This is a genomic window from Bacillus sp. LQ01 (genome assembly GCF_057624735.1).
In genome coordinates this window covers 64,803-80,888 of sequence record NZ_JBYEZL010000004.1, presented here as the reverse complement: position 1 = coordinate 80,888, position 16,086 = coordinate 64,803, and the positions used below count along the sequence as shown (strand labels likewise).

Annotated in this window: 17 protein-coding genes and 1 riboswitch; of the genes, 6 read left to right on the top strand and 11 right to left on the bottom strand. The window is 33.8% G+C overall.

What is annotated here, in order from left to right:
• The first annotated feature begins 120 nt into the window (after positions 1-120).
• Positions 121-1,422 (top strand): MFS transporter, encoded by a 1,302-nt coding sequence (locus AC22L0_RS23890; protein ID WP_001183092.1) that lies wholly within the window; start codon positions 121-123, stop codon positions 1,420-1,422.
• A gap of 13 nt (positions 1,423-1,435) precedes the next feature.
• Here the strand turns inward: AC22L0_RS23890 and AC22L0_RS23885 are convergent, their stop codons facing one another.
• Positions 1,436-2,218 (bottom strand): nucleotidyltransferase domain-containing protein, encoded by a 783-nt coding sequence (locus AC22L0_RS23885; RefSeq protein ID WP_001208231.1) that lies wholly within the window; start codon positions 2,216-2,218, stop codon positions 1,436-1,438.
• 111 nt (positions 2,219-2,329) lie between these two features.
• Positions 2,330-3,439: a PRK06851 family protein gene (locus tag AC22L0_RS23880; protein ID WP_087966472.1), complete on the bottom strand. Its 1,110-nt coding sequence runs from the start codon at positions 3,437-3,439 to the stop codon at positions 2,330-2,332.
• A 148-nt stretch (positions 3,440-3,587) separates the two neighbouring features.
• Positions 3,588-3,700: riboswitch (SAM riboswitch) on the top strand.
• A gap of 85 nt (positions 3,701-3,785) precedes the next feature.
• Between AC22L0_RS23880 and AC22L0_RS23875 the strand changes: the two genes are divergently transcribed.
• Positions 3,786-4,418 carry a cyclase family protein gene (locus tag AC22L0_RS23875; protein WP_000862983.1) on the top strand — a complete coding sequence of 211 codons (633 nt, stop codon included), beginning with the start codon at positions 3,786-3,788 and terminating at the stop codon, positions 4,416-4,418.
• A 27-nt stretch (positions 4,419-4,445) separates the two neighbouring features.
• Here the strand turns inward: AC22L0_RS23875 and AC22L0_RS23870 are convergent, their stop codons facing one another.
• The 7 genes from AC22L0_RS23870 to AC22L0_RS23840 form a co-directional block, all read right to left on the bottom strand.
• Positions 4,446-4,826 (bottom strand): hypothetical protein, encoded by a 381-nt coding sequence (locus AC22L0_RS23870; protein WP_000424119.1) that lies wholly within the window; start codon positions 4,824-4,826, stop codon positions 4,446-4,448.
• Positions 4,827-5,054: 228 nt separating this feature from the next.
• Positions 5,055-6,281: an ATP-binding protein gene (locus tag AC22L0_RS23865; protein ID WP_001046107.1), complete on the bottom strand. Its 1,227-nt coding sequence runs from the start codon at positions 6,279-6,281 to the stop codon at positions 5,055-5,057.
• Positions 6,282-6,418: 137 nt separating this feature from the next.
• Positions 6,419-7,684 carry a hypothetical protein gene (locus AC22L0_RS23860; RefSeq protein ID WP_000434722.1) on the bottom strand — a complete coding sequence of 422 codons (1,266 nt, stop codon included), beginning with the start codon at positions 7,682-7,684 and terminating at the stop codon, positions 6,419-6,421.
• A 239-nt stretch (positions 7,685-7,923) separates the two neighbouring features.
• Positions 7,924-8,592, bottom strand: coding sequence for an LSm family protein (locus AC22L0_RS23855; protein WP_001004266.1), 669 nt, complete (start codon positions 8,590-8,592; stop codon positions 7,924-7,926).
• Between the two features lie 161 nt (positions 8,593-8,753).
• Positions 8,754-9,203 (bottom strand): hypothetical protein, encoded by a 450-nt coding sequence (locus AC22L0_RS23850; RefSeq protein WP_000443836.1) that lies wholly within the window; start codon positions 9,201-9,203, stop codon positions 8,754-8,756.
• Between the two features lie 20 nt (positions 9,204-9,223).
• A complete protein-coding gene (locus AC22L0_RS23845; RefSeq protein ID WP_088361115.1) occupies positions 9,224-9,745 on the bottom strand; it encodes a spore coat protein in 522 nt (173 codons plus the stop codon).
• Between the two features lie 235 nt (positions 9,746-9,980).
• Entirely contained in the window at positions 9,981-10,220 is a 240-nt protein-coding gene (locus tag AC22L0_RS23840; protein ID WP_001998970.1) for a helix-turn-helix domain-containing protein, read from the bottom strand.
• Positions 10,221-10,406: 186 nt separating this feature from the next.
• Between AC22L0_RS23840 and AC22L0_RS23835 the strand changes: the two genes are divergently transcribed.
• On the top strand, positions 10,407-10,775 hold the full coding sequence (locus AC22L0_RS23835) for a hypothetical protein (protein WP_000235475.1): 369 nt from the start codon (positions 10,407-10,409) through the stop codon (positions 10,773-10,775).
• A gap of 195 nt (positions 10,776-10,970) precedes the next feature.
• Here the strand turns inward: AC22L0_RS23835 and AC22L0_RS23830 are convergent, their stop codons facing one another.
• A complete protein-coding gene (locus AC22L0_RS23830) occupies positions 10,971-12,020 on the bottom strand; it encodes an NAD(P)/FAD-dependent oxidoreductase (protein ID WP_001070931.1) in 1,050 nt (349 codons plus the stop codon).
• A 333-nt stretch (positions 12,021-12,353) separates the two neighbouring features.
• Here AC22L0_RS23830 and AC22L0_RS23825 point away from each other — a divergent pair, with 333 nt between their 5' ends.
• From AC22L0_RS23825 to AC22L0_RS23815, 3 genes are read left to right on the top strand one after another with little or no spacing between them, the layout of a single operon-like run.
• Positions 12,354-13,271, top strand: a complete 918-nt coding sequence (locus tag AC22L0_RS23825; protein ID WP_000732594.1) for an iron-hydroxamate ABC transporter substrate-binding protein — start codon at positions 12,354-12,356, stop codon at positions 13,269-13,271.
• A 48-nt stretch (positions 13,272-13,319) separates the two neighbouring features.
• Positions 13,320-14,360, top strand: coding sequence for a FecCD family ABC transporter permease (locus AC22L0_RS23820; protein WP_001998969.1), 1,041 nt, complete (start codon positions 13,320-13,322; stop codon positions 14,358-14,360).
• Positions 14,357-15,364 (top strand): FecCD family ABC transporter permease, encoded by a 1,008-nt coding sequence (locus tag AC22L0_RS23815; protein WP_000983759.1) that lies wholly within the window; start codon positions 14,357-14,359, stop codon positions 15,362-15,364. The genes AC22L0_RS23820 and AC22L0_RS23815 overlap by 4 nt, the downstream gene beginning before the upstream one ends.
• A 47-nt stretch (positions 15,365-15,411) precedes the next feature.
• Here AC22L0_RS23815 and AC22L0_RS23810 read toward each other — a convergent pair whose 3' ends face one another.
• Entirely contained in the window at positions 15,412-16,050 is a 639-nt protein-coding gene (locus tag AC22L0_RS23810) for an L-fuculose-phosphate aldolase (protein WP_000926565.1), read from the bottom strand.
• Between the last annotated feature and the right edge of the window lie 36 nt (positions 16,051-16,086).

Here is a 16,086-nt window from a genome sequence, read left to right as displayed (position 1 = left end):
TTACGGTTGAACTTCTTTATTTGTTATAAAACCTGTTCAGATAAATTTCGACACAGGAAGGAAAATATTAACATTAAATAAAATAATATATTCATCTACAAATTAAAAGGGGTGAATATTATGCAACCTTCAGCTCCACCTCATCTAGAATCTACAGAAACTATCTTTTCAAGCTCTATTACAAAACTTGTTGTTTTTATTTGTTGGCTAGCCATTTTAGCTGATGGATATGATTTAGGTATTTACGGTGCCGTTCTACCAAAGCTCCTAGAAGACAAAAGCTGGGCGCTATCACCAGCGCACGCTGGTACAATTGCAAGCTATGCTTTATTTGGGATGTTTATTGGGGCTATTCTAGTTGGAACGATTACAGATCTAATTGGGCGTAAATGGACGCTTATATGCTGTTTAGCACTTTTTTCTATCACAATGGGTTTAGCGGCTATCGCTTCTTCTCCTGAGTTATTTGGATTATCTCGATTTATAGGAGGAATCGGATTAGGCGGTGTTATCCCAACGGCTTCAGCACTTACTGTTGAATATTCACCAAAAAAAAGGCAATCTTTTATTTATGCTCTTATGTTTACTGGCTATCCTTTAGGTATCGTATTAGGTGCTATTTTGTCTATGTTTATGTTAGAAGATTTCGGATGGAGAATTATGTTTGGTATCGGAATGATTCCACTACTCCTCATTCCTTTCATTATTCGCTATTTACCTGAGTCCATTCAATTTTTATTATCACGTAATCGCCAAGAAGAAGTGAACCAAATTCTTAATCGTTTTCAAATTGAATTTCATGTAAAAAATAAAACTCATCAAGCTCCATCTACTATACGAAAGAAAAATGGATTTTTTACTTTATTCTCAAAAGAATACATAAAAGCAACACTACTTTTTTGGATCACTTATATAATGGGAATGTTTTTAATATACGGTTTAAATACTTGGTTACCACAGATGATGCGCCAGGCGGGATATCCTCTTGGATCTAGTCTGTCTTTTCTACTTATGCTAAATATTACCGCAGCTGTTGGTGCGTTATTCGCTGGAGCAATTGCTGATCGTATAGGCGCAAAAATTGTTATTAGCATCTCTTATCTTATGGCAGCCATATGTATCGGACTATTAACAATTAAGCCATCTGTTACAATCATTTATCTTTTAATTGGCCTTGCTGGTATTGGATCGGTCGGTATTACTCAAATATTAAATGCATATGTAACACAATACTTCCCATCACATATCCGAGCTACCTCCTTAGGCTGGGGACTGGGACTTGGCCGAGTTGGTGCAATTGCTGGCCCTATTCTCATCGGTATTATTATGACAATGCAATATGACTTAGCATGGAATTTTTACTTATTCTCCTTTGCAGGTCTTATCGCAGCTATATCTGTTTTCTTCATTCCTACAAAATAAAAAGAGCACAAACTTACTTGTGCTCTTTTTCATATGCTTCAAACAGCATGTCTCGAAATAGTGTATTTAAAATTTCAATATCGATCCCTGATCCCTTTTCAATTCCTTTTACATATTGCCCATAGTAATGAATTTGTTCTTCTAAAAATTGATTTAGCACCTTAATTTTCAATCCAACATCTAATTCAGTACCTGCTTTTTTCTTTATTAACAACTTTTCAATCTCATCTAATACACTACATTCTAATGGTAATTCTGTAATCAATCGATCAAATTCTACAGGTGGTAAAGTTGCTTTCTCTTCTAGCCACTTACAAGCTAAAATAGGACGTAATACATAAAAGTACTTTTTCAGCTTTACATTCTCACCTTGCAAAAATTCACGATAATTTTTCGACGCCATATGTAAATAATGATATATCGTTGCTTTTGGATCAAAATTCTTCTCACTCATCTGTTGAAGTAGTTCTGGAAAATTAGAGTTTTTCGAATAAAAAATTGGTGATCGAATCCACTCAAGTAAAGCTGGGTTCGACTTCGCGAATAGTTGCAACGCCTTTTTAATATCCCAACCACTTATATCTAAATCATCACTAATTGGATATTCAATTACATCACGTTTGTCATGAATTGATAAATACCATTCTACCGGATGTATATAAACAAACCTAACATCATAATCGCTATCTTTCGATGGAAACCCCCAAGCACGACTCCCTGATTCCACCGCAAATAAAATTTTCACATCATTCTCTTTTTCAATTCTTTCTAACTCCAACTCGATTTTCTCTCTCATTTCATAACATCTCCATTTTTGGATTATTTCCTTGGAAATTCGACAATACACTATTAATTTTACTACATACTAAAAAAACTGTCAGAAATTACTGACAGCCTAATAAAACTTCTATTGTTGCTTTTCAATTACAGTAGCAGCAATTCGTTCAAACTCTTTTTGAATCTCCTCTTTATATGCATCTACTATTGAAAAATCCATAGCAGCAATATAAATTCGTTCTAATTTATCACGAACCGATTTTGCTTTCGCTAAGAAAGACATCGCCTCATTCATTTTTGCTTTATATTGAATGGAAACATCACGAATTTCCTTCGCATATTTCTCATCCGTCCCTGGCATAACAATAAGGGCATACATATCAATAATTTCATCACCTTCGCGACTTGGAAAATATTCATGTGGTGCGGTGCTATCAAAAATTGCAAAGCCTAATTCTCTTACGATAACCATATCAAGACTATTCGGGTCAAATCCGCAATGATATACTTCAACTTCAAACCCTTTTTCTTCAGCTGCCTTAGCTAACTTTTTAAGCATCGTTGATTTTCCAGAACCTGGGCGCCCTTTTATAAAATAACGATGTGGTAACCCTTCTGTTAAATTAGGAACAAAATCAACTGCTCCTTTCGGTGTAGCAGCTCCTAAAAAACGATGTTTTACAAGCGATTGTCTCCCGCTTTTATCTGCAAATAATTTCTGGATTAGCTGATCGGTTAGTTCATTTGCTTTATTAAAATCTATATTATCAATATATATCTTCTCCCACTCATCATGTATAAGCAATGCCTCTTTAAAACGTGCGTAAGCAGACTGAAAAGCTTTACTTGCTTCTGAAACAAATCTTTCAATTTCTAACTTCTGCTTCCTTAATTTATCTGAGTCCCAAGCAATTCCTAAATTTATATACTCTTCAACAACTCCTGGCATTTTGGGCTCAATTACATGTGGTGATGTCCCATCAACAATTCCTACTTTTAATTTTGGGATAATTACACCATCAACCGATTTATTGTCAGAAGAACAATGTAAAAATTCAATATCATATCCTTTTTCAACCCATTCACGACCGATGGCCTTTATTAAAGAAGATTTCCCCGTTCCTGGACCACCCTTTAAGATAAATAATCTGTCTAACCCTTTTAAATTCTCTTCATATAAATTATGAAATCCCCTAGCTGTATTACCACCAGCATAATAATTCAATACATTTCCTGTCACTGCACTCACTCCTTCGCAGCATTGTATTTACATAAGCTACAATATGCGCGTAGCTTTATTTGGGTGAATACCTATTTTGTATTGCACGCAAAAAGGAAATGAATTACAATTTAACTATCGGAAAATTCCGATTTCAAAATTAAATACTTCTTTATCAAGAGAGGCAGAGGGACCGGCCCTTTGAAGCCCAGCAACCTCAGTTTATACGAACTGAATAGGTGCTAATTCCTGCAAAATGCATTGCATTTTGGAAGATAAAACTCAACTAGCATGTAAAGCTCATCTTTCTTGATACTGAAGGATGAGCTTTTTATTATTTGAAAAACATATATTGGAGGTATGTAAAATGAAAGTAATTGATTTATCACAAACATTTGAAAATAATATGTCTCAATTTCCTGGAACACCTAAAATACAACTAGAAGCTGTTACAAGTGTTGAAGAATCAGGCTATCAAGTTACAGATTTTCATTCTGTCGTTCATGTTGGCACGCATTGTGATGCTCCTGCGCATTTTATTTCAGGCGCAACGACCATCGATCAATTACCGCTGGATCAATTTGTAGGTGAAGCTGTTCTTATTGATGTAACTCATGTACAAGAACGAAAACTACCTAAAGAAGTACTGCACGATGCTGATATAAAAGAAGGAGATATTGTTATTTTCCATTCCAATCTATCTACTAAATGGAACACGGAGGCGTATGAGAAAGAAGCTTTTTATCTTTCTGAAGAATTAGCCGAGGAACTAGTACAATTAAAAGTAAAATCTGTCGGTTTAGATTTTATTTCTCCTGATGAGGTAACGACAGAAACATCACCAATTCATCACATACTACTTGGGAATAATATTTATTTAATCGAAAACTTAACAAACTTAGATGCCATTCACACGAAACGTTTCTTCTTCTCAGCAGCACCTTTAAAAATTAAAGATAGCGACGGTGCTTTTGCAAGAGCATTTGCTGTAATTTTTTAAACAAACTATACAAAAAAGCAAAGATCATCATTGACCTTTGCTTCTATTTTTTTTATTTAAATTAAGAAAGAATTGCTCAACATGAGGACGTAACCAAGCTAAATAATCCTTCTCTTTCTTCTTTGTACAAGCTATTTCTTCCCCATCTACCATTTCAACAAGTTCTAGTTCTAACAGTTGCTTCGTGAATGCTAACATATTCACTTCTTCGGATGGATACTCTTCTTTTAATTTCTCCTCAATTTCCCCCAATAAAAAACCGTCACGCATCATTGCCAATGCATCAATCCAAAGTGGCGGCATTTCATATTTTTCTCCTGTAATTGTGTCTTTTACAGTATAATTCTTTTGCTCTTTTCGAAATTGAATCGTGTGTAAACATACAGTCGAATTTAATGTTAATTCCATCATACCACCTCTTTCATAATATCTGCATAGAAAAAAGGATGCGCGTGCACCCCTTCTTATCTTTTCATAACACTACTGAACCGTTACATGAGCAATCAATCTCATGTCGATATTTTCCTCCATTATAAACGAAGTATTTTATAAAAAAAACCCTTCTTGAAACATTTTATAAAATGTTTATATTTACACAACAAGAACACTTTTCTGAAAAATCTTTTCTCAAATACATTAAACGGTCGGCAGAAAAATTTCTACTTTCGTTCCTACTCCTAGACTACTTTGGATCGTGATACTCCCTTGATGTTCCTTAATAATTTTATATGTAATCATTAATCCAAGTCCTGTACCATTCTCCTTTGTTGTGTAAAACGCCTTGCCGATTTTTTCTAACTTCTCATTCTCTATACCACATCCTTGGTCTTCAACAGAAATACACAAATGTCCTTGCGTTTTTTGATATGCACGGATATGAATTTCTCCACCCTCTGGCATTGATTCTATTCCATTTTTAATGATATTTAATAACACTTGTTTTAATTGCTTATCATCACCGTTTATAGCCGTTAAATTTCCATCTACTTGTAAATTACATTTAACTCTATATTGCGTTGCATAACTTTCCATTAGATGCACAACATATAGAAGGGTGTCTCGTATATTACACCTTTCATAATTTGTTGGCTTTGGTTTCCCTAACAACATCAATTCACTAACAAATCCATTAACCCTTTCAATTTCTTGTAGCATAATGTCGTAGCTCATCGTATCAGTTGGATTTCTTTCTTTTTGCATTTGCGTAAACCCTTTTAACGCTGTTAGTGGATTTCGAATTTCATGGGCAATTGTTGTAGACATAGTCCCAATCACAGCTAAATTTTCCGTCTCTTTCATATTGTTCATCATTTCAACCACTGTTCTTACATAAGATTGAAATCGTTTTAATAAAGAATGTGAAATAATGAAATAAAATACACATAAAACAAGTGGAATTATCACTTTTAAATCTTGTAATAGCAATGTGAAAAATACGTACTTTCCAATTACACTAAAGGAAACTAAATAAAAGTATTTTCTATTCACGAAAACTGGGGCAAATAAAATTAACAACATTTCTACCATACTACCATGTTCAAAAGGTCTATCCGTTCGCAAATAAATCATTAAATTATTAACAAGATTGATAAACATGTATCCAAATAAAAATAAATATTTTACAGAATATACATACCCTCTTTTTTGAAGATATATAGAAATAGGAAATAATGCTATTACAAATATAGGCACACCTATCCCAAGACTACCTTCTGGCCACCCTACCGCTGTTCCACTAATATTCATAGCAGGATATACAAAATAATATATAGCGTCATATAAAAAGAATATAATATAAAATAATAATATAAATACCTTTAAGGCTCTTCTTTCTTCATAAATCAAGCTCTTGTATTTGTTCATATAAAAACTCCCCTTGATCGATACAAAAAACTTTCATTGTTATCTCCTTAAAGTATAAGTATGAAATTGCTTTCAGGGCAATATTTAACCTTATAATACTAAAAGGAAGGAGATCTCTCCTTCCTTTTAGTAACAACTTATATCCACCTTACCCTATCATGTAACAATCCATCAGTAAAATTATTATGCCCTATTACAAAATCCTTCATATATAAATTTAAATACTCACCGTACTTACTTTCTGTATTTAATAACAACTCCTCGACGTAATAAGCACCTTGTTCAAATTGATCTAAAAGTAAACTAGACAAGCCCGCATAAATTCCGCACCCTACCTGAAAATACGTTGCATTCGTTTTATATTTACGAAAAACTTGGCTACTATTCATTACATTATACATATATGTCTCACTATTTTCATAAACGAGTAACACACCGACCAAGTCCTCTCCAGCAACCTCTTCTTCCGCTGGATTAAACACTTTACGATTCCAGTTCCATAAATCTTCTACTTGATCTAAGTTCTGTCTAATTATATTTGTTGTATACTCATTAATTCGGTAAAGAAAACCAACTTCCATATTGAAGTTTTTCCCTAAAATTAATACTTCCTCATGTGGCATTAAACAACCATAGAATTCTTTTTCTCCTAACTTCACTTTATACTCTGAAGCATATACATCTTCATAAAAGTAAAGAGGCCGATGATGACTCATATACATCGGATAACTCCAGATTGCTTCATCTAAAAATCGCTCTACTGCCCATGAAGCATAAAGTGTATGTGGCTTTATAAGTGCTGTATCATGCAAAAACGACGTGTCATGTTCTACAATATAACATGCTCTTGGCCTTTCATTTGGTCGTTCCTTCATAAGCTCAACAACCATCCATTGAACAACACCTGGATTCATACCTGAACCTATAATCGCTTTTGTATTTGTAAATTTCTCTTTCTCCTTCTCAAACCTTGTATATCTTTCCGTAAGCTGAAAGCCGATTAAGCTGTCGTCCTGATCTACTGCTTCATTTTCCAAGGCTGAATTAATATAACAAATTCCTAATTCATTACAGCAGCTTAATACTCTAACTGTATCTGCCCCTGAAACATCAATCACAACACTCGTACTTTTTTCTTTTAAATGTTGTTTAAATTCCACTACATTTTGAAGGTTTATCTCATATAAATATAATTGACCTTTCAAATTCGAAAACAACTCATCATAATAAGTCCTATCTTTTTGTTTTATATCCACTAAATGAAATTTGGCATTCTTTAATACTTCATAAATTGGATCTTTTTCATTTGCTATCGCTTGATTTAAAATTGCTAAAACTGCTTTTGCTGCTCCACCAGCACTACCCAGCAATGTAATTGATAACGAATTCGGAAACTGCTCCACGAACAAAACCCCTTTAATAAATTAGTTGAGCAACTCCTCCTCAAAAAATAAATTGAATACATAAAAAGATAGCTCGTACACAATTTTTATAAGTTAGTGCAAAGTTACCTTTTAAAAAATCACACTATACTATGTTTATATTCAATTCATTTTTCCCCTCATCTTCAAATTAAACTAAAACAAATAGGCTCGACCTTTTCTTCTGCATATAAAAGAAAAAGTCAGCCCTTCCAACTAATCTACGGACAATGGACGGATTTTACATGTTGAATATTCACATACATTTTTGCATCACGTGCTTTTGATATCTCAATATGACCTTCATCAATTTTCGCCATTTTTCCAATTTTATTGGACTCCTCACCTAAATCAAACACCATAATTTTCCCAGTCATTTTAATAAGCTGTTCTTCAAATGTTCTAGCTAATGTAATATTTAACGGATTTACGGGGAGTTCATTTTTATTGAGGGCATACGGTACTTGGTTTTCTTTATACGGAATTAACCATTTTAAATGCTTTAAAGATATATATACCGTTTTATAAACCGGACTATAAAAAACAATATAGTCGTTCATCACACTTGTAACATAACCATGTATTGGAGCATTTCCTGCTACATAAACTTCTGTAAAAATCCCTTTAGAAGTACTTAATACTTTTCTCAAAGAAATTGAAGGGGATTCCCTCTTAATTACAGAATCAACATCTGGTTTTAGTATGTCTTCGTCATGTGCTCTTAAAAATTTATAGTATTGTACATGATATAAAGATATATATACATAGTCTTGTCCATTGTAAAGAACAATAATGTCATTTCCTACGTCTATTAATATACCTTTAAACCTTTTTTCACCGATTAATTTAACATATATATTTTCCCCAATACTTTTGTTTAACTCATTCATCTATATCCTCCTTCCTATGAATTTCAGCTTTACTATCTTCCATTTCAAAAAAATAATCAGGGCAATGTTCTGTCTTAATAGTAAGTAATTCCTTTTCATACTATCGAAATAAGAAATTGTTCTTCTCTTTCCCTCATAATGCCCCTCTTATTTATTAAACATTATTCATCTTCATTCTTTTTACATTTCACTACTTGACTCACACTCTTAATATGATAATTAATGATATAAATAACTTCATCACCGTTTACTAGCGTAATACATTCTTCATGCACTTCACTTAATAAGCCTTCTACACACTCTGGGCCGCCACGATTAATCTTTACCCACTTATACTTCAAGTCACGTAATACATCGACAAAAGTATCATCATCAGAGCAGAAACATGAAACATAGCCATCGCCACATTTACTTTCTTTCACTTTCTTAACTAGACTTTTCACATGTTTCAATTGGTAATATACTAATTCACCAAGAGGAAGTTGTAATGTAAGGTAATCTCTTCCTAACGATACAAGTACCCCCACTCGACTCTCTGGTCCACGAAGATTTACTTTTACAGTCTCACCGACTAAGCCTTTAATTTGTTCACAGCATAATATACTTTCCAAATTTATATCCTCCTTTCTTATTATCTTCCTCTTCTTGACTGTCTTTGTGCGCGAGCTCGACCTGAATTATTACTTTCACTTTCGCTTTCACTTTCGCTTTCACTTTCGCTTTCTTCGCTCTCTCTACAAGGTACTGTTACACTCTTAATATGAGATACTGCAACTAATATAACTTCTTCTTTTACAATTAGTGTCACAAATTCACAAGAAACATCTTGTAAAATACCTTCAACTTTCTCTGGGCCACCACGATTAATTTTCACCCAGCAATATTTGAAGCTTTGAAGTAACTTTTCAAAGTCATCTTCACATTCACATTCCAACCATCTGCAATCATCTGCTTTACAATCTTTCGCATTTTTTGTAATACTTTTCAGATGACGAATCTGATAGTAATAGAGCTCTCCTTTTTCATTCTTTAATACAAAGTAATCCGAACATACAGCGACTATTGTCCCTTTTTGAGATTCTGGACCACCCCTGTTTACTCTCACAAAAGATCCAATTAAGTCTTTCAGAAAATCACAATGAAATAAACTCACGAGAAAACCCCTTCCATTAATTTATAAGCTTTTGCACTGATAGTATATGTATCTGTACAGGTTACGTTCTCTATGTTTGTCCTAGCTAGAAAAAAATATGCTTTTAACATGGTAGACTACTACCTATCAAAATTTGAAGAAAGGCTAAGAACTCCTTATGTTTTTGATATCTTCAAACAAAAAATCCCTTATGAATATACATTTCTGCATATCTTCATAAGGGATTTTCCATAGTTTAATCTTCGTCTTTAACATCCATATCTTCTGGAATTGGTTCGTTCAATATTTCTTCCACTAATTGCTTATATTTCTCCATTTGTTCTAAATGTGTATTAAATTGTTCTTTATTTACTAAATATTGCTCTCCATCGAATAGCGCACGAATTTTCTTTTGCTGAATTAACTCTTCAATATACGATTTTGGTAAATTCAAATACTCCGCAGTCTCTTCTACTGTTATATACAATGCGTTCATTCCTTTATTATTTTTTCATCTATACTGTATCTTACTTTACTTTATTTTTGTAAACAAATAAAAAAGATTTTGTAAATGCAGTTCAAAAAGCAGGTAGATGCATTCCATATATTGTATAGTATTATATAGTAAGAATTTTTTAAATATAGAATGGTATTACCCATTTACACAAAGGAGAGTTAACATATGGCTACTCGTCACATCATTACAATGTTAGAAAAAACACTACAAGTTGAAACAGAAAACACAATTTCTCATTTAAATGTATCTTTATCTGATCGTTTTCTTTCTCAAAGCACAGCAATACATGAAAACAATTGTTATCATACAATTGGTGAATGGTACAAAAATCATTTCTTATTCCAACAAGATGATTTCCTTTGGGCTAAATATGCCTTCTATGACGCATATTGTGAAGCCATCAAAAAACAAGGTCATCTTACAAAACGTGTTCGCCAAATATTAGAATCATTAGCTCGAATGCATGGAAAACAGTATATTGCTTCTATACTAAATATGCCATTTCCTAATGAACGCGCTAAAGGGACAGCGTAATTTAGCCATGTTCTGCGTAAGCAAAACATAGCTAAATTGTTTTCTAGGATGCTTTACCAATAAAATGTTCATATCATATGAACTGATGAAACCGGTGTCATTATAATGATAGAAAATATAGTAAACAGGAAAACCCCCACGTACATCTCTCATCCATTGGAATAGAGAAATACGTGGGGGTATACTTGTTCCTTATTATTTCATCATCTGCTTAATCAGTTCGCGATTTCTCTTCTTAAATACTTCATTATGAGAAGAAACCATTCCATACTCACTTGCATCTGGTTGGATAAATTGTTTTGCTTTATTAACAGCATTTCCAGCATCTTGGAATGCACCTGCAATTAAGTGTAGTTTCCCTTCGTGCTTTAAAATATCTCCAGCAGCATATAATCCATCTACTGAAGACTCACTATTTGCATTACCTGCAATATAATAATTATCTATAATTGCAACGTCTAACTCACTATTTTCTAATAATGTAATGTCGCGTTCATATCCATGATTAATAATAACTTCATCAATAGGTAAATGAGAAACCTCACCTGTTTCATGATTTGTTAATTCTACATATTCGATCGCTTCATGATTATCACCAGCAATTAATTTTGTAATCGATGTATTAAAGAAACACTCCGCTGAGCTGTTCATAAGTTGTTTTACTTGTGCTTCATGACCAGATAATTCTTCTTTTCTATAGGTTACATACACTTTTTTCGCAATTGGTTCTAATTCATTTGCCCAATCAACAGCAGAATTGCCTCCACCGGAAATAATAACTGTTTTACCTTTAAAACGCTTTAAAGATTTAACTGTATAATTTAAATTTGATACTTCAAATCGCTCAGCACCCTCAATAGATAACTTTTGCGGTTTCAATATACCACTTCCTGTTGCGACGATAACTGTTTTTGAAAAGTGTTCTTCCCCAGTACTTGTTTTTAATGTAAAAGTACCATCTTGATTACGAATAATTGATTCCACTTTTGTATCTAATACAACTTCTGGCTTAAATGTTAACCCTTGCTGTACAAGTTGTTCAATTAACTTATCACCTGTAACTGGTAATAGTCCTCCTACATCCCAAATCATTTTTTCCGGATACACATGTATTTTTCCACCTAAATGTGGTTGAAATTCTATTATTTTCGTTTTCATTTCTCTGAGTCCACTATAAAAAGCTGAATAAAGCCCTGCAGGTCCTCCGCCTATCACGGTTACATCAAACAATTCTTCTTGATTCATTCGTGCTCACTCCTCAGCTACTAATCATTGATTATCATTCTCAATAAAATATAACCTGTTTCCGCAAAATTTACAATCAAAATTACTATTGACAATACACCTATATAAAATTATATTATTTAAAGAATCAATAGTGATAATCATTATCATTTTGTTAATAATTAGCAAATTTGAGATTACATCTTCTTTCATTAATATGGTTATTACTATATTATAAAATCTCATATTCAAGATTTTTAATAAATTATTTTGCATTACCACTACTATTTCAAAAAGATTACAGTTAAACAAATTATTGTATACACATATCATCTATGTTAAAGGAGAAAGACGATGAAAAAGTTATTTATTTCACTAACAGTCCTTTTCGTTCTTGTTATGAGCGCTTGTAGCAATAGTTCTACAGACAAAAAGGACGATGCAAAAGGTAGCAAATCAGAAACAATTACATACCAATCTGAAAATGGTAAAGTAGAAGTTCCTGCAAATCCAAAACGCGTTGTTGTATTATCATCATTCGCTGGTAACGTAATGTCATTAGGTGTAAATCTTGTTGGGGTAGATTCATGGTCTAAACAAAACCCACGTTTTGATAGCAAACTTAAAGATGTTGCTGAAGTATCAGATGAAAATGTTGAAAAAATCGCTGAACTAAATCCAGATTTAATCATCGGTTTATCAAATATTAAAAATGTCGATAAGTTAAAGAAAATCGCGCCTACTGTAACATACACTTACGGAAAAGTTGATTACTTAACACAGCATTTAGAAATCGGTAAGTTATTAAACAAAGAAAAAGAAGCAAAAACTTGGGTTGATGACTTCAAGAAACGTGCACAAGAAGCTGGTAAAGAAATTAAAGCAAAAATCGGTGAAGATGCTACAGTTTCTGTTGTAGAAAACTTCAACAAACAGCTTTATGTATACGGCGAGAACTGGGGCCGCGGAACAGAAATTCTGTACCAAGAAATGAAATTAAAAATGCCTGAAAAAGTAAAAGAAAAAGCATTAAAAGAAGGTTACTACGCATTATCTACTGAGGTATTACCTGAATTTGCTGGTGATTACTTAATCGTAAGTAAAAATAAAGATACTGATAACTCATTCCAAGAGACAGAATCATATAAAAACATCCCAGCAGTAAAAAATAATCGCGTATATGAAGCAAACATGATGGAATTCTATTTCAATGATCCACTTACATTAGATTTCCAACTAGACTTCTTCAAGAAGAGCTTTCTTGGTAAATAATACAAACATGAGGAATTCTTAATTTAAGAATTCCTCTTCCTTTATTCTATGAACAGAAAAGATGTGAAACGAATGACAAAAGATCATGACAATCCACGTTCTATAGCTTTTACATACAAACTAATTTTAAGCTTAATTGCATTCTTTCTTATTTTTATGGTTGCAATGGTATTAGGTGCTGCAGATACTTCGATAAAAGATGTATGGTCAGCACTCACTTCCTCCGCTAAAGGAGACAAAATATCTATTATTCGAGAAATACGTTTACCACGTGAAGTTGCTGCTATTTTTGTAGGAGCTGGATTAGCCGTTTCTGGAGCAATTATGCAAGGATTAACACGAAATCCACTTGCGGATCCTGGATTATTAGGGCTATCTGGTGGAGCAAATGCTGCGCTTGCACTGACACTTGCTTTCAACCCTTCCATCAGCTATCTTTACTTAACATTAGCTTGCTTTATCGGTGCTGCAATTGGCGCAATTATGGTATTTGGAATTGGTATGGTGAAAAAAGGCGGCCTTTCTCCTCTTCGAATTGTATTAGCGGGTGCTGCAGTTTCAGCATTTCTACTCGCAATTTCAGAAGGAATTGGCATTTACTTTAAAATTTCACAAGATGTATCACTTTGGACTGCTGGTGGCGTAATTGGAACAACTTGGAACCAATTAAAAATTATTATTCCAGTCATTTCAATTAGTATCTTTATCGCTATCTTACTAGCAAAAAAATTGACAGTTCTTAGTTTCAGTGAGGAAGTGGCTATTGGACTAGGTCAAAAAATTATTGTTATTAAAACTATTTTATTTATCATTATTATCTTACTTGCAGGTGCATCTGTAGCGCTTGTTGGAAATATGGCATTTATCGGCTTAATGGTACCTCACATGGTACGCCCAATTGTCGGTCCAGATTACCGATTTGTTATACCGATGTCAGCAATTGCTGGAGCTTCCTTTATGCTACTTGCAGATACAATCGGACGTACTATTAACGCTCCATACGAAACACCAGTTGCAGCAATTGTCGCGATTGTAGGGTTACCATTCTTCCTATTCATTGTACGTAAAGGAGGAAAAACATTCTCATGATGCAATCTATTTTAAGAAAACAGCGTCTCATTATACTCACTTTACTTATAGTAATCATCACAACCATTGTAGTTGGAATGGGACTTGGTTCAGCATCTTTATCTTATGATCGACTACTCCCAACATTAATGGGGCAAGGGACTTTTAAAGAGGAGTTTGTTTTATACTCTTTAAGGCTACCTAGAATTGTCATTACATTATTAGCTGGTATGGCTCTCGCTTTATCAGGAGCTATTCTTCAAGGAATTACTCGAAATGATTTAGCTGAACCTGGTATTCTTGGTATTAACTCTGGGGCCGGTGTTGCTGTTGCTATTTTCTTTTTATACTTTCCAATAGATGTAGGTTCATTTCTCTACTTACTACCTGTAGTTGGATTTATCGGAGCATTTCTGACAGCTGTTCTAATTTACGTATTTTCATATAGTAAATCAACTGGACTTCAACCAATCCGATTAACATTAACCGGTATCGGTTTTGCATTTGCACTATCTGGAACGATGATTGTCCTTATTTCATCCGCGGATCGTATGAAAGTAGACTTTATTTCAAAATGGATTGCCGGAAATATTTGGGGAGATGACTGGATATTCGTTTTAGCAATGCTCCCATGGCTAATCGTATTAATTCCGTTTGTTTTCTATAAAGCAAATCGATTAAACATTTTAGCATTAAACGAACCAGTCGCAATCGGTGTTGGAATTGAAATTGAAAAAGAACGTAGGTACTTATTAGTTGCAGCTGTTGCACTTGCAGCTGCAGCTGTTTCCGTAACAGGAGGAATTAGCTTTATCGGATTAATGGCTCCTCATATCGCGAAATCTTTAGTAGGCCCAAGACATCAAATCTTCATGCCTATCGCCCTTTTAATCGGCGGATGGCTATTATTATTAGCAGATACAATTGGAAGAAATATCGTTGATCCTAATGGCATTCCAGCAGGTATTGTCGTTGCTTTAATTGGGGCTCCTTACTTTATGTATTTGTTGCTTAAAAAAGCTTAAAAAACACCCTCAAGATCTTTTCTTGAGGGTGTCTTTGTTTCATTCTACTACTGCCCATATCCTTCAAACTTCTTCGCCAAATTCTCCATCTCATCTTCTGGCAATAGCTTTGGTTCCCCAATGCTTTTCGTTTGATAATAAATTTGAGCACAAAACTCAATCTCTTCTGCAACAGTAAATGCCATTTTTATATTATTTGCACCAGCAATTAAACCGTGATTTGCAAGTAGCACAGCACGACGATCAATCATGCCTTCAAAAGCAGCATCCGCTAATTGCTTCGTACCAAATGTTTCATACGGTGCACAGCGGACATTCGGACCTGCAAAAGCAATTAAATATGACACAGCCGGAAGCTCCCATCCTAATGACGCAATCGTCTTCGCGTAAGGAGAATGTGTATGCACAAGCGCATTTATATCTTCACGCTTCCTATAGTAAATAAGGTGCATATCTAATTCACTTGATGGTTTTCTCTCTCCTTCTACTACTTCACCATTTAAGTTTAATATAACTACATCTTCAGGCTTTGTTTCATAATACTCTAAACCACTTGGGCTAATCGCAACAAGACCTTGTTCACGATTAAAGATACTAATATTACCACCCGTCCCCTTTGTTAAACCACTAGAAATCATTTTCTTTCCATACGCTACAATTTCTTCTCTTTCTTTTTGTAATAACATATACATCCCCCTAAGTATGAAGCTTATGATGACTGA

What these genes read in the sequence shown, in the direction of transcription:
- AC22L0_RS23865 (WP_001046107.1), bottom strand. Translation starts at nt 6,281, where the DNA reads ATGAACAAATACAAGAGCTTGATTTATGAAGAAAGAAGAGCCTTAAAG.
- AC22L0_RS23835 (WP_000235475.1), top strand. Translation starts at nt 10,407, where the DNA reads ATGGCTACTCGTCACATCATTACAATGTTAGAAAAAACACTACAAGTT.
- AC22L0_RS23870 (WP_000424119.1), bottom strand. Translation starts at nt 4,826, where the DNA reads ATGGAATTAACATTAAATTCGACTGTATGTTTACACACGATTCAATTT.
- AC22L0_RS23820 (WP_001998969.1), top strand. Translation starts at nt 13,320, where the DNA reads ATGAACAGAAAAGATGTGAAACGAATGACAAAAGATCATGACAATCCA.
- AC22L0_RS23840 (WP_001998970.1), bottom strand. Translation starts at nt 10,220, where the DNA reads ATGAACGCATTGTATATAACAGTAGAAGAGACTGCGGAGTATTTGAAT.
- AC22L0_RS23810 (WP_000926565.1), bottom strand. Translation starts at nt 16,050, where the DNA reads ATGTTATTACAAAAAGAAAGAGAAGAAATTGTAGCGTATGGAAAGAAA.
- AC22L0_RS23875 (WP_000862983.1), top strand. Translation starts at nt 3,786, where the DNA reads ATGAAAGTAATTGATTTATCACAAACATTTGAAAATAATATGTCTCAA.
- AC22L0_RS23890 (WP_001183092.1), top strand. Translation starts at nt 121, where the DNA reads ATGCAACCTTCAGCTCCACCTCATCTAGAATCTACAGAAACTATCTTT.
- AC22L0_RS23885 (WP_001208231.1), bottom strand. Translation starts at nt 2,218, where the DNA reads ATGAGAGAGAAAATCGAGTTGGAGTTAGAAAGAATTGAAAAAGAGAAT.
- AC22L0_RS23825 (WP_000732594.1), top strand. Translation starts at nt 12,354, where the DNA reads ATGAAAAAGTTATTTATTTCACTAACAGTCCTTTTCGTTCTTGTTATG.
- AC22L0_RS23830 (WP_001070931.1), bottom strand. Translation starts at nt 12,020, where the DNA reads ATGAATCAAGAAGAATTGTTTGATGTAACCGTGATAGGCGGAGGACCT.
- AC22L0_RS23855 (WP_001004266.1), bottom strand. Translation starts at nt 8,592, where the DNA reads ATGAATGAGTTAAACAAAAGTATTGGGGAAAATATATATGTTAAATTA.
- AC22L0_RS23815 (WP_000983759.1), top strand. Translation starts at nt 14,357, where the DNA reads ATGATGCAATCTATTTTAAGAAAACAGCGTCTCATTATACTCACTTTA.